This is a genomic window from Pseudomonas sp. Marseille-Q7302, assembly GCF_965111925.1.
On the sequence record NZ_CBCOPK010000001.1, the window covers coordinates 2,630,684 to 2,652,265 of the forward strand.

General features: G+C 65.9%; 21 protein-coding genes. 17 read left to right on the forward strand and 4 right to left on the reverse strand.

Annotated elements, in window-relative coordinates; translation table 11 throughout:
• Nucleotides 1-2: 2 nt before the first annotated feature.
• The 6 genes from rhmD to ACWPW1_RS12385 all read left to right on the forward strand — a co-directional run bounded on the left by rhmD (nt 3) and on the right by ACWPW1_RS12385 (nt 5,836).
• Complete coding sequence (gene rhmD, locus ACWPW1_RS12360) at nt 3-1,187, forward strand: L-rhamnonate dehydratase (protein ID WP_059315028.1); 1,185 nt, start codon at nt 3-5, stop codon at nt 1,185-1,187.
• A 21-nt stretch (nt 1,188-1,208) separates the two neighbouring features.
• Nucleotides 1,209-2,543, forward strand: a complete 1,335-nt coding sequence (locus ACWPW1_RS12365) for an MFS transporter (RefSeq protein ID WP_064308599.1) — start codon at nt 1,209-1,211, stop codon at nt 2,541-2,543.
• A gap of 18 nt (nt 2,544-2,561) precedes the next feature.
• Nucleotides 2,562-3,362: an aldolase/citrate lyase family protein gene (locus ACWPW1_RS12370; protein ID WP_064308600.1), complete on the forward strand. Its 801-nt coding sequence runs from the start codon at nt 2,562-2,564 to the stop codon at nt 3,360-3,362.
• A 13-nt stretch (nt 3,363-3,375) separates the two neighbouring features.
• Nucleotides 3,376-4,809 (forward strand): aldehyde dehydrogenase, encoded by a 1,434-nt coding sequence (aldA, locus tag ACWPW1_RS12375; RefSeq protein WP_454253046.1) that lies wholly within the window; start codon nt 3,376-3,378, stop codon nt 4,807-4,809.
• A 109-nt stretch (nt 4,810-4,918) separates the two neighbouring features.
• A complete protein-coding gene (locus tag ACWPW1_RS12380; RefSeq protein WP_059315031.1) occupies nt 4,919-5,143 on the forward strand; it encodes a DUF2188 domain-containing protein in 225 nt (74 codons plus the stop codon).
• Between the two features lie 126 nt (nt 5,144-5,269).
• Complete coding sequence (locus tag ACWPW1_RS12385) at nt 5,270-5,836, forward strand: NUDIX hydrolase (protein WP_454253047.1); 567 nt, start codon at nt 5,270-5,272, stop codon at nt 5,834-5,836.
• Between the two features lie 505 nt (nt 5,837-6,341).
• Here ACWPW1_RS12385 and gabD read toward each other — a convergent pair.
• The gene (gene gabD, locus ACWPW1_RS12390) at nt 6,342-7,787 is read right to left on the reverse strand and encodes an NADP-dependent succinate-semialdehyde dehydrogenase (protein ID WP_454253048.1); all 1,446 of its coding nucleotides are present in this window, start codon (nt 7,785-7,787) and stop codon (nt 6,342-6,344) included.
• 52 nt (nt 7,788-7,839) lie between these two features.
• On the reverse strand, nt 7,840-9,246 hold the full coding sequence (locus ACWPW1_RS12395; protein WP_454253049.1) for a purine-cytosine permease family protein: 1,407 nt from the start codon (nt 9,244-9,246) through the stop codon (nt 7,840-7,842).
• A gap of 271 nt (nt 9,247-9,517) precedes the next feature.
• Here ACWPW1_RS12395 and ACWPW1_RS12400 point away from each other — a divergent pair, with 271 nt between their 5' ends.
• From ACWPW1_RS12400 to ACWPW1_RS12425, 6 genes are all read left to right on the forward strand, one after another.
• On the forward strand, nt 9,518-10,555 hold the full coding sequence (locus ACWPW1_RS12400) for an LLM class flavin-dependent oxidoreductase (RefSeq protein WP_059315034.1): 1,038 nt from the start codon (nt 9,518-9,520) through the stop codon (nt 10,553-10,555).
• A gap of 83 nt (nt 10,556-10,638) precedes the next feature.
• The gene (locus ACWPW1_RS12405) at nt 10,639-11,229 is read left to right on the forward strand and encodes an amino acid synthesis family protein (RefSeq protein WP_059315035.1); all 591 of its coding nucleotides are present in this window, start codon (nt 10,639-10,641) and stop codon (nt 11,227-11,229) included.
• Between the two features lie 13 nt (nt 11,230-11,242).
• Nucleotides 11,243-12,082, forward strand: coding sequence for an alpha/beta fold hydrolase (locus ACWPW1_RS12410; RefSeq protein ID WP_454253050.1), 840 nt, complete (start codon nt 11,243-11,245; stop codon nt 12,080-12,082).
• Nucleotides 12,079-13,560 (forward strand): aldehyde dehydrogenase, encoded by a 1,482-nt coding sequence (locus ACWPW1_RS12415; RefSeq protein WP_231355139.1) that lies wholly within the window; start codon nt 12,079-12,081, stop codon nt 13,558-13,560. Before ACWPW1_RS12410 ends, ACWPW1_RS12415 begins: the two co-directional genes overlap by 4 nt.
• Before the next feature lie 15 nt (nt 13,561-13,575).
• Nucleotides 13,576-14,061 carry a flavin reductase family protein gene (locus ACWPW1_RS12420; RefSeq protein WP_059315038.1) on the forward strand — a complete coding sequence of 162 codons (486 nt, stop codon included), beginning with the start codon at nt 13,576-13,578 and terminating at the stop codon, nt 14,059-14,061.
• 128 nt (nt 14,062-14,189) lie between these two features.
• A complete protein-coding gene (locus tag ACWPW1_RS12425; RefSeq protein WP_313649639.1) occupies nt 14,190-14,945 on the forward strand; it encodes a GntR family transcriptional regulator in 756 nt (251 codons plus the stop codon).
• Between the two features lie 44 nt (nt 14,946-14,989).
• On the opposite strand, the gene ACWPW1_RS12430 is transcribed toward ACWPW1_RS12425, so the two are convergent.
• Entirely contained in the window at nt 14,990-15,277 is a 288-nt protein-coding gene (locus ACWPW1_RS12430) for a DUF1330 domain-containing protein (RefSeq protein WP_059315040.1), read from the reverse strand.
• A gap of 78 nt (nt 15,278-15,355) precedes the next feature.
• Between ACWPW1_RS12430 and ribBA the strand changes: the two genes are divergently transcribed.
• The 5 genes from ribBA to ACWPW1_RS12455 all read left to right on the forward strand — a co-directional run bounded on the left by ribBA (nt 15,356) and on the right by ACWPW1_RS12455 (nt 20,576).
• Nucleotides 15,356-16,465: a bifunctional 3,4-dihydroxy-2-butanone-4-phosphate synthase/GTP cyclohydrolase II gene (gene ribBA, locus ACWPW1_RS12435; protein WP_323149437.1), complete on the forward strand. Its 1,110-nt coding sequence runs from the start codon at nt 15,356-15,358 to the stop codon at nt 16,463-16,465.
• Nucleotides 16,466-16,655: 190 nt separating this feature from the next.
• Nucleotides 16,656-17,678: an ABC transporter substrate-binding protein gene (locus ACWPW1_RS12440; RefSeq protein ID WP_454253051.1), complete on the forward strand. Its 1,023-nt coding sequence runs from the start codon at nt 16,656-16,658 to the stop codon at nt 17,676-17,678.
• A gap of 1 nt (nt 17,679) precedes the next feature.
• Nucleotides 17,680-18,603 (forward strand): ABC transporter permease, encoded by a 924-nt coding sequence (locus tag ACWPW1_RS12445; protein ID WP_082696340.1) that lies wholly within the window; start codon nt 17,680-17,682, stop codon nt 18,601-18,603.
• A gap of 4 nt (nt 18,604-18,607) precedes the next feature.
• Nucleotides 18,608-19,417, forward strand: a complete 810-nt coding sequence (locus ACWPW1_RS12450; RefSeq protein WP_059315043.1) for an ABC transporter permease — start codon at nt 18,608-18,610, stop codon at nt 19,415-19,417.
• Nucleotides 19,418-19,433: 16 nt separating this feature from the next.
• Entirely contained in the window at nt 19,434-20,576 is a 1,143-nt protein-coding gene (locus ACWPW1_RS12455) for an ABC transporter ATP-binding protein (RefSeq protein WP_271654991.1), read from the forward strand.
• 29 nt (nt 20,577-20,605) lie between these two features.
• Here the strand turns inward: ACWPW1_RS12455 and ACWPW1_RS12460 are convergent, their stop codons facing one another.
• Nucleotides 20,606-21,514, reverse strand: a complete 909-nt coding sequence (locus ACWPW1_RS12460) for a LysR family transcriptional regulator (RefSeq protein ID WP_160922563.1) — start codon at nt 21,512-21,514, stop codon at nt 20,606-20,608.
• Between the last annotated feature and the right edge of the window lie 68 nt (nt 21,515-21,582).

The following is a 21,582-nucleotide window of genomic DNA, read 5'->3' on the forward strand; positions in this document are numbered from 1 at the left end:
CCATGACCCTACCCACCATCAAGCAGGTTCGTGCCTACACCCTTCGTGGCGGCGGCGCCGATTATCACGACCAGGGCGACGGCCACTGGATCGACGACCATATCGCCACGCCCATGGCCAAGTACCCGGAATACCGCCAGAGCCGCCGCAGCTTCGGCATCAACGTGCTGGGCACCCTGGTGGTGGAAGTCGAGGCCAGTGACGGTACCGTGGGCTTCGCCGTCACCACCGGCGGCGAGCTGGGCGCCTTCATCGTCGAGCGACACCTGGCGCGCTTCCTGGAGGGCGCCAAGGTCACCGACCTGGAAAAGATCTGGGACCAGATGTACCTCTCGACTCTCTACTACGGCCGCAAGGGCATAGTGCTCAACACCATCTCCGGAGTGGATCTTGCGCTCTGGGACCTGCTCGGCAAGCTGCGCCAGGAACCGGTACACCAGCTGCTCGGCGGCGCCGTCCGTGACGAATTGCAGTTCTATGCCACCGGCGCGCGCCCGGACCTGGCCAAGGAGATGGGTTTCATCGGTGGCAAGCTGCCGCTGCAGCACGGCCCGGCCGAGGGCGAGGAAGGCCTGCGCAAGAATCTCGAGGCCCTGGCGACCATGCGCGAACGGGTCGGCGACGACTTTTGGTTGATGCTCGACTGCTGGATGAGCCTGGACCTGAACTACGCCACCCGCCTGGCCCAGGGCGCCCATGAATTCGGCCTCAAGTGGATCGAGGAGGCATTGCCGCCGGACGACTACTGGGGCTATGCCGAACTCAGGCGCAACGTGCCGCGCGGGATGCTGGTCACCACCGGGGAGCACGAGGCCACCCGCTGGGGCTTCCGGCTACTGCTGGAGATGGGTTGCTGCGACATCCTCCAGCCTGACGTCGGCTGGTGCGGTGGCCTCACCGAGCTGATCCGCATCTCGGCGCTGGCCGATGCCCACAACGCCCTGGTGGTGCCCCACGGCTCCTCGGTCTACAGCTACCACTTCGTCATCACCCGCACCAACAGCCCCTTCGCCGAGTTCCTGATGATGGCGCCCAAGGCCGACGAGGTGGTGCCCATGTTCCATCCGCAACTGCTCGACGAACCCGTACCGGTGCGGGGCCGCATGCGCGCCTCGGCGCTGGATCGGCCTGGCTTCGGCGTGCGCCTCAATCCGGAGTGCGCCCTGGAACGACCCTATAGCCACTGAGGCGTTGCCCGGGAGGGCTAGATGAAAGCGACCCAAGATACCCTGGTGACACCGGTACCGGATGCGCGCCCCGCCGCGACGCCACTACCTCCCAAGAGCGCCCGCCTCAAGCGGGTGCAGGTAGTCGCCCTGGCGCTGCTGGTGCTGGCCGGCTTCGTCAACTACCTCGACCGTAGCACCTTGGCCATCGCCAACCAGACCATCAGCGGCGAGCTGGGCTTCACGCCGACCGAGATGGGCCTACTGCTGTCGGCCTTCGCCTGGGCCTATGCCTTTGCCCAGTTGCCCATCGGCGGCTTGCTGGACCGCTTCGGCGCGCGCCTGACCCTGGGCCTGGGCATCTGCCTCTGGTCAATCGCCCAAGGCGTGCTGGGGCTGCTCAGCAGCCTGCACCTGATGATCCTCGCCCGCATCGGCCTGGGTATCGGCGAGGCGCCGCAATTCCCGGCCGGTGCCAAGGTGGTCAGCGAGTGGTTCAACGTCCGCGAGCGCGGCCTGCCCTCCGGCATCTTCAACCTGTCGTCGTCCCTGGGGCCGGCGATCTCCCAGCCGATCCTCACCGCCCTGCTGCTCTGGCTCGGCTGGCGGCAGATGTTCATCGCCATGGGCGTGCTCGGCGTCGCCGTGGCGGCGCTCTGGTACCTGAGCTATCGCGACCGGGTCCAGGTGGCGCTGGACGCCGCCGAGCGGGCGCATCTGGACGCTGGCCTGCCGCCTCAGGATGCCGGTCTGCGGCTGACCTTCGCCGACTGGCTGGGGCTGTTCCGCCGCCGCCTGACCTGGGGCGTGGTGATTGGCTATGTGGGCATCATCTACATGCTGTCGCTGTTCCTGACCTGGCTGCCGGCCTACCTGGAACGGGTCCATCACCTGTCCCTGTCCCAGGCCGGCTGGGTCGCCAGCCTGCCGTTCCTGGCCGGGGCCTGTGGTGTCATCAGCGGCGGCCTGCTGGTGGATCGCCTGACCCGCAGCGGTCGCAGCCTGGCCTTCAGCCGCAAGTTGCCGATCTGTGGCGGTCTTGCTGCGGCCGGGCTGTTCGCCCTGTGCAGCGCCGGGGTAACCGGCATCGGCAGCGTCATCCTCTGCTTCAGCCTGGCGTTGTTCAGCCTCAACGTAGCGGTAGCCGGCACCTGGTCGCTGGTCAGCGTCGCGGTGCCTTCGCATCAGGTGGCGTCCCTGGCCAGCATCCAGAATTTCGGCGGCTACTTTGGCGGCGCCTTCGCCCCGGTCATCACCGGCATGATCGTCCAGCAGACCGGCTCCTTTGGTCTCGCGCTGGGCATCGCCGCCGCCGTCGCGGTGGCCGGCGCCCTGAGCTATGGGCTGCTGGTGCGCCTCCCCGATACCCCTTCCTGAATCCTCCTGGAGACCGTCATGGATCTGCCCCGCAATCCCTTCAAGGCCCGCCTGGCGGGCAGCGACACCCTCTACGGCCTTTGGGCCGGCTTCGCCACCGGCTACGCCGCCGAGATCGCCGCCAGTACCGGCTACGACTGGCTGCTGATCGACGGCGAGCACGCCCCCAACACGGTGCCAAGCATCCTCGCGCAATTGCAGGCGGTGGCGCCCTATTCCACGGCACCGGTGGTGCGCTGCGTGACCGGCGATGCGGTGCTGATCAAGCAATTGCTGGACATCGGCGTGCAGACGCTGATGGTGCCCATGGTGGAGACCGCCGAGCAGGCCCGCGCCCTGGTACGGGCCATGCGCTATCCGCCCCACGGCATCCGTGGCGTCGGCGGCGGCCTGGCCCGCGCCACCCGGTGGGACGCAGTGCCCGACTACCTGCACACCGCCCATAGCGAGCTGTGCCTGATCGTCCAGGTGGAATCGCGCCTGGGCAGCGACAATGTCGCCGAGATCGCTGCGGTGGAGGGCGTGGACGCCGTCTTCGTCGGTCCGGCGGACCTCTCCAGTGGCCTGGGACATGCCGGCAATCCGGGCCACCCGGAGGTCCAGGCGCGCATCCGCGCCGCCATCGAGGCGACCCGCGCTGCCGGCAAGGTGGCCGGGATCCTGGCGCCCCAGGAAGACGATGCCCGGCGCTATCGCGACTGGGGGTGCCAGTTCGTTGCCGTCGGTATCGACATCAGCCTGTTCCGCCAGGCGGCGCTGGCCAACCTGGCCCGCTATCGCCCCCTCGAAGCGCCCCAGGCGCCCTCTCGAACCTATTGACCCGGAGTCCGCCATGGCCGATCTGCCTCTTTACCAGAACTACATCGATGGCCGCTTGCTGCCGGCCGCCGAGGACTTTCTCGTCCATAACCCCGCCACCGGCGAGGCCCTGGCCCGGGTGCCGGCGTCCAGTCGCGAAGACGTCGATCAGGCCATCGCCGCCGCCCGTCGTGCCCAGAAGGCCTGGGCGCGCAAACCAGCCATCGAGCGCGCCGGCTATCTGCGGCGCATTGCGGCAAAGCTGCGTGAGCACGCACCGCGGCTGGCCCGGACCATTGTCGCCGAACAGGGCAAGGTCCGTGGCCTGGCCGAAGTGGAGGTCAATTTCACCGCCGACTATCTCGACTACATGGCCGAGTGGGCGCGACGCATAGAAGGCGAAATCATCACCAGCGACCGGCCCGACGAGCAGATCTTTCTGCTGCGCAAGCCACTGGGCGTGGTGGCCGGCATCCTGCCCTGGAACTTCCCCTTCTTTCTCATCGCCCGCAAGCTGGCACCGGCGCTGATCACCGGCAACACCATCGTGATCAAACCCAGCGAGGAAACCCCGATCAATGCCCATGAATTCGCCCGCCTGGTGGCCGAGACCGACTTGCCGCCCGGGGTCTTCAACCTGGTCAGCGGCGCCGGGGCCATAGGTGGCCAGCTCAGTGCCCACGCCGGCATCGACATGGTCAGCTTTACCGGCAGCGTCGCCACCGGCTCGCGGATCATGGCCGCTGCGGCACCGAATCTGACCAAGCTCAACCTGGAGCTAGGCGGCAAGGCGCCGGCCATCGTCCTGGCCGATGCCGACCTGGACCTGGCGGTCCGGGCGATCCGCGACTCGCGCATCATCAACACCGGCCAGGTGTGCAACTGCGCCGAGCGCGTCTATGTGGAACGCGCGGTGGCCGAGGACTTCATCGAGCGTATCGGCCGCGCCATGGCCGCCACTCGCTATGGCGACCCCCAGGCTGATGCTGGCGTGGAGATGGGGCCGTTGATCAACGCCGCCGGCCTGGACAAGGTGGCGGCCAAGGTCGATGTCGCCCTCGGCCAGGGCGCTCGCCTGGTCACCGGCGGCAGCCGCGCCGACCTGGGTCGCGGCTTTCACTTCCAGCCCACGGTACTGGCGGACTGTCGCGCCGAGATGCCGATCATGCGCGAGGAGATCTTTGGCCCGGTGCTGCCGATCCAGGTGGTGGACGATCTCGACGAGGCCATCGCCCTGGCCAACGACTGCGAATACGGCCTGACCTCCTCCGTCTATACGCGCAGCCTGAGCAAGGCCATGCACGCCATGCGCGAGATCGACTTCGGCGAGACCTACATCAACCGGGAAAACTTCGAGGCCATGCAGGGCTTTCACGCCGGGGTGCGCAAGTCCGGCATCGGTGGCGCGGACGGCAAGCACGGGCTCTATGAGTACACCCACACCCAGGTGGTCTATCTGCAGGGCTAGGGGTCGAGGCTGGTGGCTACCCGCTTCGCTCGAATGTTCCTGGGCGAACGCGGGTCGAAACAGGCGCAATCCAAGATCAGGCATGGGCCAGCGGCCCCAGGGAGACCAGATGCAGAACTACCACATCGTACCTACCGACACCGGCTGGGAATTCAAAGAGGAACATGGCGATCGTGCCCTGCTCAAGGCGTCGACCAAGGACGCCATCGTCCACCAGGCGGCACAATACCTGGATGGCAAGACCGGCAGCGTCAAGATTCACACCAGCGACGGTCGTATCGAGGAAGAGCGTACCTATCCACGCAGTGCGGATCCGGCCCAGTCCAAGGGCTGACGCGTCAGGACCTTGCTGCTGAGCACGGCAGGGTCCTGCTTTGACCGCATCCCCCTCGCCTACCATCCGTAGCGGTGGTATACCGTAAGACCACAACAATCAGAATGGCGGTCAAGCGAGGTCAGCATGGATTCATCTCCGCGTTTCTGCTGCCAGTGCGGCAGTGCCGAACTCCGACGTGGCCGGCCCGCTGGGGATAGCCAAGAGCGGCTGCTGTGCGGCGCCTGCGGTCATGTGCTCTACGACAATCCGCGAGTGATCGCAGGCTGCCTGGTGGAGCACGAGGGACGCTACCTGCTCTGCCGCCGGGCCATCGAGCCACGCCGGGGCTACTGGACACTACCGGCAGGCTTCATGGAGAACGACGAGAGCGCCGAACAGGCCGCGCTGCGGGAGACCTGGGAGGAAAGCGGGGTCAGAGCCCGGATCCTTGCGCCCTACTCCATCTTCAATGCCGCGGGCGTCAATCAGGTCTACCTGATCTTCCGCGCCGAATTGGTCGAAATCGACGCCGAGGCTGGCATTGAAACCCTGGAGCGACGCTTTTTCGCACCGGACGAGTTGCCTTGGGCCGACCTGGCCTATCCCTCGATTCGCCAGATCCTCGAACGCCGGCTTCAAGAACAGGTACAGGGCCATCATGGCCTCTATTTCGGGACCGCGGAAGCCGGACAGTTGCATACCCTTGGCTGACGTGAGCGGGCCCCGTTGGGCTTCAACGATGGAGCCGTCTCAGCCCAACCTACGATAGGCGCGTAGGTTGGGCTGAGCATAGCGAAGCCCAACACATCCAGACTCGGTGCCTCCCGTTGGGCTTCAACGACGGAGCCGTTTCAGCCCAACCTACGAGAGGCGTGTAGGTTGGGCTGAGCATAGCGAAGCCCAACACATCCAGACTCGGTGCCTCCCGTTGGCCTTCGACGATGGAGCCGTTTCAGCCCAACCTACGTATCTAGCGTAGGTTGGGCTGAGCGTAGCGAAGCCCAACACATCCAGTCTCGGTGCCTCCCGTTGGGCTTCAACGACGGAGCCGTTTCAGCCCAACCTACGAGAGGCGTGTAGGTTGGGCTGAGCATAGCGAAGCCCAACACATCCAGACTCGGTGCCTCCCGTTGGCCTTCGACGATGGAGCCGTTTCAGCCCAACCTACGTATCTAGCGTAGGTTGGGCTGAGCGTAGCGAAGCCCAACGAACGGGATCAGACGCCCAGGCAGAGGTACTTGATCTCGAGGTATTCCTCGATGCCGTACTTGGAGCCCTCGCGGCCCAGGCCCGAAGCCTTAACGCCACCAAAGGGTGCGACTTCGTTGGAGATCAGGCCGGTGTTGATGCCGACCATGCCGTACTCAAGCGCCTCGGCCACACGGAATACGCGGGACAGGTCGCGGGCATAGAAGTAGGAGGCCAGGCCGAACTCGGTGTCGTTGGCCAGATCGATGACCTCGGCCTCGTCCTTGAAGCGGAACAGCGGCGCCAGCGGGCCAAAGGTCTCTTCCTTGGACACCTTGGCGCTTTTGGGCACGTCGGCGAGGATGGTCGGCTCGAAGTAGCTGCCCCCGTTGGCGTGGGCCTTGCCGCCGGCGATGACCTTGGCGCCCTGGCTCACGGCGTCGTCGATGTGTTCCTTGACCTTGGCCGCCGCCTTGGCGTCGATCAGCGGGCCGATGGTGACGCCCTCCTCCAGGCCGTTGCCAACCTTGAGCTTGGCCACCGCGGCCTTGAATTTCTCGGCGAAGGTGTCGTAGACACCGTCCTGGATATAGAGACGGTTGACGCAGACGCAGGTCTGGCCGGCGTTGCGGTACTTGGAGGCGATGGCGCCTTCCACGGCCTTGTCCAGGTCAGCGTCGTCGAAGACGATAAAGGGCGCGTTGCCGCCCAGCTCCAGCGACAGCTTCTTGATGGTGGGGGCGCTCTGCTCCATCAGCTTGGCACCGATCTCGGTGGAGCCGGTAAAGGAGATCTTGCGCACGATGGGGCTTTCGGTCAGCTCGGCGCCGATCTCGGCGGCGGAGCCGGTGACAACGCTCAATACACCCTTGGGAATGCCGGCGCGCTCGGCCAGCTCGACCAGGGCCAGGGCCGAGTACGGGGTCTGGCTGGCGGGCTTGATGACCATGGTGCAGCCGGCGGCCAGGGCCGGACCGGCCTTGCGGGTGATCATCGCGGTAGGGAAATTCCACGGCGTGATGGCGGCGGTGACGCCGATGGGCTGCTTGATCACCAGGATGCGCTTGTCGGCCTGGTGGCCGGGAATGGTGTCGCCATAGATGCGCTTGGCTTCCTCGGCGAACCACTCGATGAAGGAGGCAGCGTAGGCGATCTCGCCCTTGGCCTCGGCCAGCGGCTTGCCCTGCTCCAGGGTCATCAGGCGACCCAGGTCGTCCTGATTCTCGATCATCAGCTCGTACCAGCGCCGCAGCTTGGCCGAACGCTCCTTGGCGGTCAGCGCACGCCAGGCCGGCAGCGCACGGTTGGCGGCGTCGATGGCACGCTTGGTCTCGGCGCGGCCGAGCTTGGGAATGGTGCCCAGGGTCTCGCCGGTGGCCGGGTTGTCCACCTGGACGGTGGCACCACTGTCGGCGTCGATCCAGGCGCCGTCGACATAGGCTTGCTGGCGAAACAGGGAAGCGTCTTGCAACATGGTCTGGATTCCTAGCTAGGGAGTTGAAGGCGATTACGAAGGGCTGCTGCGGTCATTGCGGGGAAGCCGCCTGCAGACGCGCTACCTGGGCCGGTGAGCCCTGATAGGCCAGCCAGAAATACAGCGGGCAGGTCACCAGCAGACCGAACAGCCAGGAGAGGTCGGCGCCTGCCACCAGGTCGGCATAGGGCCCCTTGAACAACGCCGTGTTGGCGAACGGCAGCTGCACCAGGATGCCGACCGCGTAGGCGGCGATGGCATGGCCGTTGAAGCGACCGTAGCGGCCACCGTCGGCGGCGAACAATGAAGGGATGTGGTAGTCGCCGCGCTTGATCAGATAGAAGTCGATGAGATTGATGGAAGCCCAGGGCACCAGGATCATGGTCATGGCCAGTACCAGGCCGATGAATCTTTCGATGAAATCGGCCGAGGCCATGAGCGCCACGCTGCAGCAGCCCACCAGCACCAGGCTGGACAGCACCACCTTGACCTTGACGCCCGGTGTCCAGCCGGCGGCGAAGGTCTGCACGCAGGTGATGATGGCAAGTACCGCGCCATAGAGGTTGAGGGCGTTGTGGCTGATGATGTTGAGCAGGAACAGCACCATCAGCACCGGGCCCAACCAGCCGGTGGCCTGGGCCACGGCGGCCATGGCGTCGTTACCGGCCGGCACCGCCAGCACCGCCACCACACCAAAGGAAAAGGCCAGGATGGTGCCCAGGGTGGCGCCAAGGTAGGTCGCCCAGAAGGGTCGTGCGATCCCCACCGCTTCCGGGAGATAGCGCGAATAGTCGCTGGTGTAGGGCGAGAAACTCAGTTGCCAGATCACCCCCAGCGACAGCGTAGCGACGAAACCACTGGCGTTGAGACCGCCGCGGGTCAGGAAGTCCGCAGGCAGCGGCTGGCTCAGCATCATGGCGAAACCCGCCAGCAACCCCGCGCCCATGACCCAGGTACCCCAGCGATTGAGGGTATGGATGCAGCGATAACCGATCACCCCGATGGCCGTGGCGCTCAGGGCGCCGACCACGATGGCCAGCGGCATGGGTACGGCCGGCACCAGGCCTTGGATCGACTTGCCGGCCAGCACCACGTTGGAGGTGAAAAAGCCCACGTAGATCAGCGCGGTAACGCAGACGATCAGCAGGGCGCCATAGCGGCCGAACTGGCCACGACTCTGCACCATCTGCGGAATGCCCAGCCGCGGTCCCTGGGCCGAGGCCAGGGCCAGCACCACCCCGCCGAGCAGATGCCCGAACACGATGGCCATCAGGCCCCAGGCCAGATTCAGGTGGAAGGTCTGGACCACCATGGCGCCGGTGACGATAGGCAACGGCGCGATATTGGTGCTGAACCAGAGGGTGAAGAGATCGCGGCTATGGCCGTGGCGTTCGGCCGGGGCGACGTGATCCACGGTATGGGTTTCGATGGCGACGGCGGAGCGAGGGGCTGCGGACATCCAGGAATTCCATTGTTGTAGTTGTGGAAGACGCCTGCTGGACAGGTCGTCCTGGTGAGCAGAAAGTATTACGGTATACCAGATTACACAACCGCCTTTTGACCTGTGGAAGCGATGTCTGGGGACTGCCGCCGAATCTCGTTACATCTCTGCTTGCCAGCTCACGTATTATGGTATACCAATAAAAACATCGACTGGCTGAGCCGTCGCGTACCGCCAACAAGAGACACCCGAGCCCCGCGCCGAGGTGGAAGACAAGAGGTAGGCTTCTATGAAATTTTCCCTGTTCGTGCACATGGAACGCTGGGACGAAAGCGTCAGCCATCGGCAGCTGTTCGAAGAACTGACCGAGCTGACCCTGATGGCCGAAGCCGGCGGGTTCTGCACCGTCTGGGTCGGTGAGCATCATGCGATGGAATACACCATTTCCCCCAGCCCCATGCCGATCCTGGCCAACCTCGCAGCCCGTACCTCGACCATCCGCCTGGGCGCCGGCACCCTGATCGCGCCCTTCTGGCATCCCCTGCGGGCGGCCGGCGAATGCGCCCTGCTCGACGTGATCAGCGAAGGCCGCATGGAAGTGGGTCTGGCCCGCGGCGCCTACCAGGTGGAATTCGATCGCATGGCCGGCGGCCTGCCCGCGACGGCCGGTGGCAAGCACCTGCGCGAACTGGTACCGGCGCTGCGCAAGCTGTGGGAGGGCGACTATGCCCACGACGGCGAAGTCTGGCAGTTCCCCACCTCCACCAGCGTGCCCAAGCCGGTCGGCACCCCGCCGATCTGGATCGCCGCGCGGGATCCGGATTCGCACAACTTCGCCGTGGCCAATGGCTGCAACGTCATGGTCACGCCGTTGATGAAGGGCGATGAGGAAGTGGTCGACCTCAAGCACAAGTTCGACAACGCCCTGGCCAACAATCCCGGCGTCGCCCGGCCCAAGCTGATGGTGCTGCGGCATACCCATGTGCACGCCGCCGAGGAGCCCGAAGGCTGGAAGATCGGTGCCCAGGCCATTGGCCGCTTCTACCGCACCTTCGATGCCTGGTTCGGCAACAAGGAAACCCCGGTCAACGGCTTCCTCGCCCCGAGTCCGGAAGAGAAGTTCGCCGGCCGCCCGGAATTCGAGCTGGAGAATATCCGCAAGAACACCATGATCGGCACGCCGGAAGAGGTGATCGCCCGCCTGCGCCACTACGAGGAACTGGGCGTCGACGAATTCAGCTTCTGGTGCGACAACAGCCTGCCTTTCGCCGAGAAGAAGAAGTCGCTGCAACTGTTCATCGACAAGGTGGCGCCTGCCTTCGCCTGATCCTCGGGCTGCGTAGTGACGCGGCCCTCAACACGCCCAAGCGCGTGGCATACCATCATCCAACAGACATCCCAGGAGTCAGCATGAGTTTCGAAATCCGCAAGGTCGTCACCTATCTCGAAGAAACCCATATCGAAGGGGGCAAGGCCACCGACAAGCCGGTGACCATGGCCGGCGTCGCCGTGGTGATCCGCAACCCCTGGGCCGGCCAGGGCTTCGTCGAAGACCTCAAGCCCGAGATCAAGGCCCACTGCTCCGACCTGGGCGCCTTCATCGTCGAGCGCCTGACCCGCGCCATCGGCGGCGCCGAACGCATCGAGGCCTATGGCAAGGCGGCCGTGGTCGGTGCCGACGGCGAGATCGAACACGCCTCGGCGGTGATCCATACCCTGCGATTCGGCAACCACTACCGCGAGGCGGTCCAGGCCAAGAGCTACCTGAGCTTCACCAACAAGCGCGGCGCGCCGGGCACTTCCATCCAGATCCCCATGATGCACAAGGATGACGAGGGCCTGAGATCCCACTACATCACCCTGGAAATGCGCATCGAGGATGCCCCGCGGGCCGACGAGATCGTGGTGGTGCTGGGCGCTGCCGATGGTGGCCGCCTGCATCCGCGCATCGGCAACCGCTACATCGACCTCGAGGAACTCGCGGCTGAAAAGGCGCGCTGAGGAGAACCCGCGAATGATCCGGTCTACAGACGCCAAGACCCCCGCCGGCACCGCCTACCGCATCGCCGGCGATGGCAGCCCCCTCGTCCTGATCCACGGGGTGGGGCTCAGCAAGGACATGTGGGGCGGTCAACTCGCGGGGCTCGCACCACGCTACCAGGTGATCGCCTATGACATGCTCGGCCATGGCGAGAGCCAGCGCCCGGCGGCGCAGGCGACGCTCGACGACTATGCCGCGCAGCTCACCGAACTGCTCGATCACCTGGGGCTGGAAACGGCCGTGGTGGTCGGCTTCTCCATGGGCGGCCTGATCGCCCGGGCCTTCGCCCTGAGCCATCCGCAGCGGCTGGACGCGCTGGTGATCCTCAACAGCGTGTTCAATCGCTCGGTGGAGCAACGCAGCGGGGTTCTGGAGCGGAGCCGCCAGGCCGAACTTGAAGGCCCCGACGCCAATCTCGATAGCGCCCTGGCCCGCTGGTTCAGCCGCGAGTATCAAGGCGCCAACCCGGCGCAGATCCAGGCGCTGCGGCAAGCCTTCGCCAACAACGACCCCCAGGGCTATCTGACCACCTACACCCTGTTCGCCACCCAGGACCGCTACGGTGCCGAGCGGCTGGACAGCCTCCAGGTACCCACCCTGGTGGCTACTGGCGAGCTGGACAGCGGCTCGACCCCGGAGATGGCGCGCCAGCTGGCCGCACGGATTCCGCGCGCGCGCACTGCCGTGCTGGCCGACCAGCGCCATATGATGCCGGTCGAGTCACCCAAGCTGGTCAACGCCCTGCTGCTGGACTTCCTCGACGACGTCCTGGCCAAGGCCCCTTCCACTTCCATCAAGGGATACGTGGCATGACCCTGCAACGTTTTCAGATGTGCATCGACGGCGAATGGACCGCGGCCCAGTCGGGCCGTACCTTCGCCAGTCTCGATCCGGCCACCGCGACCGCCTGGGCGGAATTGCCCGACGCCGATGCCGACGACGTCGACCGCGCCGTCCAGGCCGCCCAGCGAGCCTTCGAGGCGCCGGCCTGGCGTGGCCTGACCGCCAGCGCCCGCGGCAAGCTCTTGCGCCGGCTGGGCGATCTCATCGCCGCCAACAAGGAGGCCCTGGCCCAGCTGGAAAGTCGTGACAACGGCAAGCTGATCCGCGAGACCCGCGGCCAGGTCGGCTACCTGCCGGAATTCTTCCACTACACGGCGGGCCTCGCCGACAAGCTCGAAGGCGGCACCCTGCCCCTCGACAAGACCGACCTCTTCGCCTACACGGTGCATGAACCCCTGGGCGTGATCGCCGGCATCGTGCCCTGGAACAGCCCGCTGTACCTGACCGCCATCAAGGTCGCCCCGGCCCTGGCCGCTGGCAACACCGTGGTGATCAAGCCGTCCGAGCACGCCTCGGCCACCATCCTGGAGCTGGCGCGACTGGCCCTCGAAGCCGGCATTCCGCCCGGCGTGTTCAACGTGGTGACCGGCTATGGTCCGGGCGCCGGCGCGGCCCTCACCCGCCATCCGCTGGTGCGCAAGATCGCCTTTACCGGTGGCGCCGCCACGGCCCGCCACGTGGTCCGCGCCAGCGCCGAGAACTTCGCCAAGCTGAGCCTGGAGCTGGGCGGCAAGTCGCCCAACATCATCTTCGCCGACGCCGACCTCGATAGCGCGATCAACGGCGCGGTGGCCGGTATCTATGCCGCCTCCGGGCAGAGTTGCGTGGCCGGCTCGCGGCTGCTGGTGCAGGACGAGATCTACGACGAATTCGTCACTCGGCTGGTAGAGCGCGCCCAGCGCATCCGCATCGGCAATCCCCAGGACGATGCCAGCGAGATGGGCCCGATGGCCACCGAGCAGCAGCTCGCCATCGTGGAGCAGCTGGTAGAAGCGGCCCTGGCCGAAGGCGCGACGCTGCGCCTGGGCGGCAAGCGACCCGACACCGGCAGCGCCGGCTGGTACTACGAACCCACCCTGCTGGAATGCGACCGCCACTCGCTGCGTATCATGCAGGAGGAAGTCTTCGGCCCGGTGGCCGCGGTGATCCGCTTCAAGGACGAGGCCGAAGCCCTGCGCCTGGCCAACGACAGCGAGCTGGGCCTCGCCGCGGGCATCTGGACCCGCGACCTGGGCCGTGCCCATCGCCTGGCGCGGGACATCCGCTCCGGCATCATCTGGGTCAACACCTATCGCGCGGTTTCAGCCATGGCGCCGATCGGCGGTTTCAAGAACAGCGGCTACGGCCGCGAGAGCGGCATCGACTCGGTTCTGGCCTATACCGAAACCAAAACGGTATGGATCAATCTGTCCCAGGCGCCGATGCCCGATCCCTTTGTAATGCGTTAAACGAGGTTGGCAGTCATGATCGATCCCGCAATCTACAAGCAAGTGATGGGCGCCTTTCCGTCCGGCGTCACCGTGGTCACCACCCTGGATGCCGAAGGCAACCTCGCCGGCCTGACCGCCAGTGCCTTCAGCGCCCTGTCGCTGGATCCGGCGCTGGTGCTCTTCTGCCCCAACTACAGCTCCGACACCTACCCCTTGCTGCGTGACGGCAAGGGTTTCGCCATCCACCTGCTGAGCGCCGAACAGCAGCGTATCGCCTATGCCTTCGCCAGCAAGGGCAAGGACAAGACCCAGGGCATCGAATGGACGCGCAGCGCCCTGGGCAATCCGCTGCTGGCCGATGCCACGGCGGTGATCGAGTGCGAGCTGTGGCGCGAGTACGACGGGGGCGACCACGCCATCATCGTCGGGGCGGTGAAGAATCTGATCGTGCCGGACCAGGAGGTGATCCCGATGCTCTATCACCGGGGCCGCATGGGCGCCGCACCGATCTATGCCTGAGCGGACGGGCCCATGAACGCCTGCAGGGGGCATGCTAGACTTGCCCTCTTCCGCCCTGGCGAGCACGCAGGCCCCACGTAGTCGCGTGCCTCGTCGTCGCCTGTAGAACCGGTCCGCCAGAGAGCCCCATGAGACGCGCGCAACTAGACGACAGCTTCAAGATCACCCGCAGCCCGGTCACCCTGCGTGAAATGGTGTGCAATCGCCTGCGCCAGGCGATCCTGAACTTCCAGTTGCTGCCGGGTGACCGCCTGGTGGAACGCGATCTCTGCGACCGCTTGGGCGTGAGCCGCACCTCGGTGCGCGAAGCCCTGCGTCATCTCGAATCCGAAGGCCTGGTGGAATTCGCCGATGCCCGTGGGCCGCGCGTCGCCATCATCACCCTGGAGGATGCCTGCGACCTCTATGAGCTGCGCTGCGTGCTGGAAGGCCTGATCGTGCAACTCTTCACCTTGCGCGCCGGCCCCCGGGAAATCGAGGCGCTGGAACAGGCCCTCGAGGAGAACCGCAAGGCCCTGGAGGGCGCCGAACTGCCAGAGGTCATCGAGACCGTGCAGAACTTCTACAACGTGCTCATGGAGGGCTGCGGCAACCGCGTCGCCGCCACCCAGCTGCGCCAGTTGCAGGCGCGGGTGAGCTACCTGAGGGCCACCTCGGTGTCCCAGGCCAATCGCCGCCAGGCGAGCAACGCGGAGATGGAGCGCATGGTCGCCGCCATCCGCAGTGGCGATGCCCTGGCCGCCCACCAGGCTTCGGTCGATCACGTCCGTGCCGCCGCCCAGGTCGCCCTCGACTACCTGCAGCGGCAACAGGAGCACCAGGGCGAACAGGCCCGTGAGCTGTTCGTTCCCCGCGTCCAGGACGAGCCGCGCATCGAGCGCTAGCCGTCTTCGGCCAGACGCGGCAGTGCCGTGCCTGGCCGCCTGTCTCAGAGTCCTTCGACGATGAAGATCTCGGCCCGCGCCGCCGTCTGCCGGTGCCCGCAGGCGTCCTGATACTCCGCCGAGCGATAGCAGGCCAGGGCCTGTTCGTAGGAATCGAACTCGATCACGACCCGGCGCGTCGCCCAGCCCTCTCCCTCCAGCTGCTCGGCGCGTCCGCCCCGCGCGAGGAAGCGTCCGCCATAGCGGGCGAAGGCCGCAGGGGCGCGCTCCGTATAGCCGCGATAAGCCTCGGGATCGGTCACATCGACCTCTGCAATCCAATAACCTTTCATGGCGCTTTGCCTCTTTCACTACGTTTTGTCTCATGGTATACCAGATTACAGAACAATCCAGAACCCTGAGAGGTAGCCGTGGCCATCCATCCCATCGAAGCGATCATCGAGGATTTCCGTGCCGGCAAGATGGTCATCCTGGTCGACGACGAAGACCGCGAAAACGAAGGTGACATCCTGCTCGCCGCCGATGCCTGCACCCCTGCCGCGATCAGCTTCATGGCCCGCGAAGCCCGCGGCCTGATCTGCCTGACGCTGACCGAGGAACGCTGCCGCCAGCTCAACCTGATGCAGATGGTCAGTGACAACGGCACCGTCCACGGCACCGCCTTCACCGTGTCCATCGAAGCCGCTACCGGCGTCACTACCGGCATCTCGGCCGCCGACCGGGCGCGCACCATCGAAGCCGCGGTGGCGCCGGACGCCACCGCGCGGGACTTGGTCCAGCCCGGCCACATCTTTCCGCTACGCGCCCGCGATGGCGGCGTACTGACCCGTGCCGGCCATACCGAGGCCGGTTGTGACCTGGCGCGCCTGGCCGGTCGCGACCCTTCCGCCGTCATCGTCGAGGTGATGAACGACGACGGCAGCATGGCCCGGCGTCCGGATCTGGAACGTTTCGGCGAACGCCACGGCATCAAGCTGGGCACCATCGCCGACCTCATCCACTACCGACTGCGCCACGAACACACCGTCACCCGCATCGGCGAGAGCGAATTGCCTACCGTGCACGGCACCTTCCGCCTGCTGACCTACGAGGACCGCATCGAAGGCGGCGTCCACCTGGCCATGGTGATGGGCGACATCGACCGCGAGACGCCCACCCTGGTTCGCGTCCATGCCCTGGACCCCTTGCGCGACCTGGTCGGTGCCGAATACAGCGGGCCGCCGAGCTGGACCCTGTGGGCTGCCCTGGAACGCGTCGCCCGGGAAGGCCACGGCATCGTGGTGGTGCTGGCCAACCACGAATCTTCCCAGGCGCTGCTGGCCCGGGTGCCCTCGCTGACCCAGCCCAAGCGGCTGTTCGAACGCTCCCAGTCGCGCATCTATGCCGAGGTAGGCACCGGTGCGCAGATCCTGCAGGACCTGGGCGTCGGGCGCATCCGTCACCTGGGTCTGCCCCTGCGCTACGCCGGCCTGACCGGGTACGAACTGGAGATCGTCGAAACCCTGCCTTTTCCTGGCTGAAGCCCTTTCCAGAGGCCTCTGGAAGGCTTGCAAAAAGTTTGGAATACCATAATATCGAATGACAAAACGGCCCGTTCGACAGGGTCGACAGCTCTACTTCGAGGTGCCGCTATCCGCCTCGAATCGCACGACTCCTACAAGGCCGCGGCACCTCTGCCGCGCCGATCCAATAACAAAAGAGGGCGTCACGATGTTGCTGAAGCTTAAAGTCGTCTCTGTGGTCGCTGCCGGCCTGTTGACTACGCTAGTCCTTCCGGCCCAGGCCGAAAGTCTCAACTTCACCAGCTGGGGCGGTACCACCCAGGACGCCCAGAAGCAGGCCTGGGCCGAACCCTTCACCCAGCAGACCGGCATCCAGGTGGTGCAGGACGGCCCCACCGACTACGGCAAGCTCCAGGCCATGGTGCAAAGCGGCAACGTCCAATGGGACGTGGTCGACGTGGAAGCCGATTTCGCCCTGCGCGCCGCCCAGCAGGGCCTGCTCGAACCCCTGGATTTCAAGACCATCGATCGCACCAAGATCGATCCGCGCTTCGTCAATGACCATGCGGTGGGCTCCTTCTTCTTCTCCTTCGTGCTCGGCTACAACCAGGGCAAGCTCGGCAGCAAGCAGCCGCAGGACTGGTCGGCGCTGTTCGATACCACCACCTACCCTGGCAAGCGTGCGCTCTACAAATGGCCGAGCCCCGGCGTACTGGAGCTGGCCCTGCTGGCCGACGGCGTGCCCAAGGACAAGCTCTATCCCCTGGACCTGGACCGCGCCTTCAAGAAGCTCGACACCATCAAGAAGAACATCGTCTGGTGGGGCGGCGGTGCCCAGTCCCAGCAGTTGCTCGCCTCCGGCGAAGCGACCCTGGGGCAGTTCTGGAACGGTCGCGTTTACGCTCTGCAGCAGGACGGCGCGCCAGTAGGCGTGAGCTGGAAACAGAACCTGGTCATGGCCGACATGCTGGTGGTGCCCAAGGGCGCCAAGAACAAGGACGCCGCGATGAAATTCCTCGCCGAGGCCAGCAGCGCTCGCGGCCAGGCGGATTTTGCCAATCTCACCGCCTATGCGCCGGTCAACGTCGACAGCATCGCCAAGCTGACCCCGGACCTGGCCAAGAACCTGCCCACCGCCTACGGCAGTGAGCAGGTCACCCTGGACTTCGCCTACTGGGCCCAGCACGGTGGCGAGATCGCCAGCCGCTGGAACGAATGGCTGGTGAAATGACATGTCTGCCTCCAGCTCCAGCCGGGCGGTGCTCGGCACTGCCAAGGACCGCCGTGCGCTGAACGATCCGGCGCGGACCCGGGGTGAACGCGCCGTCCGCTGGAAGGGCGCGAGTCACCTCGTCCCTGCCCTGCTGTTCCTCGGCCTGTTCTTCCTGGTCCCGTTGATCGGCCTGCTGCTGCGCGGCGTCCTCGAACCCACGCCGGGACTGGGCAACTACCAGACCCTGTTCGCCAATGGGGCCTATGCCCAGGTGCTGCTCAACACCTTTGGCGTTGCTGCCCTGGTGACCCTGTTCAGCGTGCTGATCGGCTTTCCGCTGGCCTGGACCATCACCCTGATGCCCCGCGGCTGGGGCCGGGTGCTGTTCAACATCGTGCTGCTGTCGATGTGGACCAGCCTGCTGGCCCGTACCTACGCCTGGCTGGTGCTCTTGCAGGGCTCAGGGGTGATCAACAAGCTGCTCATGGCGATGGGCCTGATCGACGAACCCCTGGCGCTGGTCAACAACCTCACCGGGGTGGTGATCGGCATGACCTACATCATGATCCCCTTCATCGTGCTGCCGCTGCAGGCAACGTTGCAGGCCATGGACCCCATGGTGCTGCAGGCCGGCGCCATCTGCGGCGCCAGTCCCTGGACCAATTTCCGCAAGGTGTTCCTGCCCATGTGCCGCTCGGGCCTGGGCTCTGGCGCGCTGATGGTGTTCGTCATGTCGCTCGGCTACTACGTTACCCCAGCGCTGCTGGGCGGGGCGCAGAACATGATGCTGCCGGAGTTCATCATCCAGCAGGTGCAGTCCTTCCTCAACTGGGGCCTGGCCAGCGCCGCCGCGGCCTTGCTGATCGTCATCGCCCTGGTGCTGTTCGCCCTCTATCTCAGGTTGCAACCGGAATCCCCGGTCGACCCCCAGAACGCGAGGTAATCCCATGCTGCTGACTCCCAGTGCCCTCGGCTGGCGGCTGCGCGGTGGCCTGCTGCTGATCACCGGCGCCATCGCCGCGGTGCTCCTGCTGCCCATCGTCTTCATCGTGCTGCTGTCGTTCGGCTCGTCCCAATGGCTGGTCTTTCCGCCGCCCGGCTGGACGCTCAAGTGGTACCAGCAATTCTTCGCCAACCCGGAATGGATGCAGGCGGCGCTGGCCAGCCTCAAGGTGGCGCTGCTGACCACCCTGGTTTCGGTAGCCCTGGCGGTGCCTTGCGCCTTCGCCCTGGTGCGCGGCAAGTTCCCCGGCCGCAAGACGCTCTATGCGGTCTTCACCCTGCCGATGATCGTGCCACTGGTGGTGATCGCCGTGGCCATCTATGCCCTGTTCCTGCGTCTGGGCTACACCGGCACCCTGCTGGCCTTCGTGGTCAGCCACGTGATCGTCGCCCTGCCCTTTGCCCTGATCGCTGTCATCAACTCGCTCAAGCTGTTCGATCAGTCCATCGAGGATGCCGCGGTGATCTGCGGCGCCTCGCGCCTGCAGGCCATCTACCGGGTGACCCTGCCGGGGATCTGGCCGGGGGTGTTCGCCGGCGCCCTGTTCGCCTTCCTGGTGTCCTGGGACGAGGTGGTGCTGAGCGTGATGATGGCCAGCCCCAACCTGCAGACCCTGCCGGTGAAGATGTGGGCGACGCTGCGCCAGGACCTGACACCGGTGATCGCCGTGGCCTCCACGGTGCTGATCGGCCTTTCCCTGCTGGTGATGCTCGCGGCTGCCCTGCTGCGCCGCCGCCAACCCCTTTCCCGCTGAGCTCCCGGAGCCTGCCATGAGCGCCGTACTCCAGAACAACGCCCCCGCGGCCCCGCTGGTCCGCCTGCAGAACCTGAACAAGCACTACGGCGATTTCACCGCCGTGGATGATCTCTCGCTGGACATCCAGGAGGGCGAGTTCCTCACCTTCCTCGGCTCCAGCGGCTCCGGCAAGTCCACCACCCTGTCGATGCTTGCTGGCTTCGAGACGCCCAGTTCCGGCGCCATCAGCGTGGCTGGCCGCTCGCTGCTGCGGGTCCCACCGCACCAGCGCGACATCGGCATGGTGTTCCAGCGCTATTCGCTGTTTCCGCACCTGTCGGTGCGCGACAACATCGGCTTCCCCTTGGATATCCGCAAGATCGGAGCCGCCGAGCGCAACCAGAAGGTCGACGCCATGCTGCGACTGGTGCAGCTCGAAGCCTTCGCCCATCGGCGTCCCGCGCAACTTTCCGGCGGCCAGCAGCAGCGGGTGGCCATCGCCCGGGCGCTGGTCTACGAACCACGCATCCTGCTGATGGACGAACCCCTGGGCGCGCTGGACAAGAAGCTGCGTGAAGACCTGCAGGACGAGCTGCGCCAGCTGCACCGTCGCCTGGGCATCACCATCGTCTACGTGACCCATGACCAGGAGGAAGCGCTGCGGCTATCCCAGCGCATCGCCATCTTCAGCCACGGGCGCATCGTCGGCCTGGGCAGTGGCTACGACCTCTACCAGAATCCGCCGAACGCCTTCGTCGCCGCCTTTCTCGGCAACTCCAATTTCCTGCGCGTGACCGCGCGCGCCCAGGCGCACTGCGCGTTCGAGGGCCAGGAACTGGCGATGCGGCCCACCGCCAGCGTCAGACCGAACCAGGAACTGCTCCTGATGCTGCGCCCGGAAAAGCTGCAGCTGCTGACCACCGAGCAGGCGGCGACCCTGCCCATGCCGGCGGGCTGGAACGAGATCCCGGCCCGGGTGGGCGAAGCCCTCTTCCTCGGGGAAAGCCAGAGCTGCGTACTGCAGACCGCGGGCGGCGCCCAGCTGATGGTCAAGTCTCTGGCCCACACCCAGGGCCTGCAACCTGGCCAGGTGGTGCGCCTGCGCTGGGCCGCCAGCGATGCCTGCGTCTACACCGAGTGGAACGACGCCGACCTGACCAAGGCCGCCGCCCACTGAGGCCGGAGGGGGGGCCTCGCGCGTCCGCCTCAGCCCGCCGCCGATACCAGAAACTGCCGAAACGCCTGGGCGCCGGGTCCCAGGCGCTCCTCGGGGCTCCAGATCAACCCCAGCTCCATGGGCGGGATGGCATCGGCCACCGGGCGCGCTTCCAGCTTGCGGCCTTCCAGGGACCAGCCGCGATAGAGCATGTCGGACAGGATGGTCACGCCAAAGCCATGGGCGACCAGGCCGCGCAGGGATTCCATGGACGAGGTCTTGAACACCACGTTGGGTTCCAGGCCGGCCGCGCGCCAGTAGCGCAGGGTGGAGGTTTCCCCTTCGTCCACCGTGGCGAGGATATAGGGATAGGGCGCGATGTCGGCCAGGCTGACCTGCTCCGGAGCGAGCAAGGGATGGGCGCTGGGCAACCAGAGCTGGCGCGGCGAACGCATCAGCAGATGGCGCTCGAAGGGCTGGGCGGCGTCGACGTTGGAGATGACCGTGAGGCCGAGCTCCAGGGTGCCATCGTTGATGCCCGCCTCGATGCTGGGTCTGTCCATGTCGCGCAGGTCGATGTCGATCTGCGGATAGCTGCGCTTGAAGCGCGCCAGCAGGGTCGGCAGGTAGTAGCCAAGCACCGCATAGGAAGCCCCAACCCGGGCCTGGCCGGTCAGGGCATGGCTCTGGAACAGCGGCTGACTCACGGCGTCCTGCAGGGTATCGAGGATGTGCCGGGCATGGTGATAGAACTGGTGCCCCTCGGCGGTCAGCTTGACTCCATGGGGCAATCGCTCGAACAACCGCACCGCAAGCATCGTCTCCAACTGGCTGACCGCCGTGGTCACGGCCGACTGGCTGACGTTGACCGCGCTGGCGGCCAGGGAAAACTGGCTGTTCTCGGCGGCGGCGACGAAATAGCGCAGTTGCCGCATCGAGATGTCCTTGTGCAGTGCCATCTGATTTTCCAATACCTGGATTCTATTTTTATCGTTTCACGATAGCGCATTTCTCCTCCTAGACTCAG

Excerpts from the sequence above, each read along its gene's own strand:
- aldA (WP_454253046.1), top strand. The coding sequence starts at position 3,376 with ATGGCCGATCTGCCTCTTTACCAGAACTACATCGATGGCCGCTTGCTG.
- ACWPW1_RS12440 (WP_454253051.1), top strand. The coding sequence starts at position 16,656 with ATGTTGCTGAAGCTTAAAGTCGTCTCTGTGGTCGCTGCCGGCCTGTTG.
- ACWPW1_RS12430 (WP_059315040.1), bottom strand. The coding sequence starts at position 15,277 with ATGAAAGGTTATTGGATTGCAGAGGTCGATGTGACCGATCCCGAGGCT.
- ACWPW1_RS12380 (WP_059315031.1), top strand. The coding sequence starts at position 4,919 with ATGCAGAACTACCACATCGTACCTACCGACACCGGCTGGGAATTCAAA.
- ACWPW1_RS12455 (WP_271654991.1), top strand. The coding sequence starts at position 19,434 with ATGAGCGCCGTACTCCAGAACAACGCCCCCGCGGCCCCGCTGGTCCGC.
- gabD (WP_454253048.1), bottom strand. The coding sequence starts at position 7,787 with ATGTTGCAAGACGCTTCCCTGTTTCGCCAGCAAGCCTATGTCGACGGC.
- ACWPW1_RS12405 (WP_059315035.1), top strand. The coding sequence starts at position 10,639 with ATGAGTTTCGAAATCCGCAAGGTCGTCACCTATCTCGAAGAAACCCAT.
- ACWPW1_RS12395 (WP_454253049.1), bottom strand. The coding sequence starts at position 9,246 with ATGTCCGCAGCCCCTCGCTCCGCCGTCGCCATCGAAACCCATACCGTG.
- ACWPW1_RS12400 (WP_059315034.1), top strand. The coding sequence starts at position 9,518 with ATGAAATTTTCCCTGTTCGTGCACATGGAACGCTGGGACGAAAGCGTC.
- ACWPW1_RS12410 (WP_454253050.1), top strand. The coding sequence starts at position 11,243 with ATGATCCGGTCTACAGACGCCAAGACCCCCGCCGGCACCGCCTACCGC.
- ACWPW1_RS12450 (WP_059315043.1), top strand. The coding sequence starts at position 18,608 with ATGCTGCTGACTCCCAGTGCCCTCGGCTGGCGGCTGCGCGGTGGCCTG.
- ACWPW1_RS12420 (WP_059315038.1), top strand. The coding sequence starts at position 13,576 with ATGATCGATCCCGCAATCTACAAGCAAGTGATGGGCGCCTTTCCGTCC.
- ACWPW1_RS12460 (WP_160922563.1), bottom strand. The coding sequence starts at position 21,514 with ATGGCACTGCACAAGGACATCTCGATGCGGCAACTGCGCTATTTCGTC.
- ACWPW1_RS12370 (WP_064308600.1), top strand. The coding sequence starts at position 2,562 with ATGGATCTGCCCCGCAATCCCTTCAAGGCCCGCCTGGCGGGCAGCGAC.
- ACWPW1_RS12385 (WP_454253047.1), top strand. The coding sequence starts at position 5,270 with ATGGATTCATCTCCGCGTTTCTGCTGCCAGTGCGGCAGTGCCGAACTC.
- ACWPW1_RS12415 (WP_231355139.1), top strand. The coding sequence starts at position 12,079 with ATGACCCTGCAACGTTTTCAGATGTGCATCGACGGCGAATGGACCGCG.
- ACWPW1_RS12425 (WP_313649639.1), top strand. The coding sequence starts at position 14,190 with ATGAGACGCGCGCAACTAGACGACAGCTTCAAGATCACCCGCAGCCCG.
- ACWPW1_RS12365 (WP_064308599.1), top strand. The coding sequence starts at position 1,209 with ATGAAAGCGACCCAAGATACCCTGGTGACACCGGTACCGGATGCGCGC.
- ACWPW1_RS12445 (WP_082696340.1), top strand. The coding sequence starts at position 17,680 with ATGTCTGCCTCCAGCTCCAGCCGGGCGGTGCTCGGCACTGCCAAGGAC.
- rhmD (WP_059315028.1), top strand. The coding sequence starts at position 3 with ATGACCCTACCCACCATCAAGCAGGTTCGTGCCTACACCCTTCGTGGC.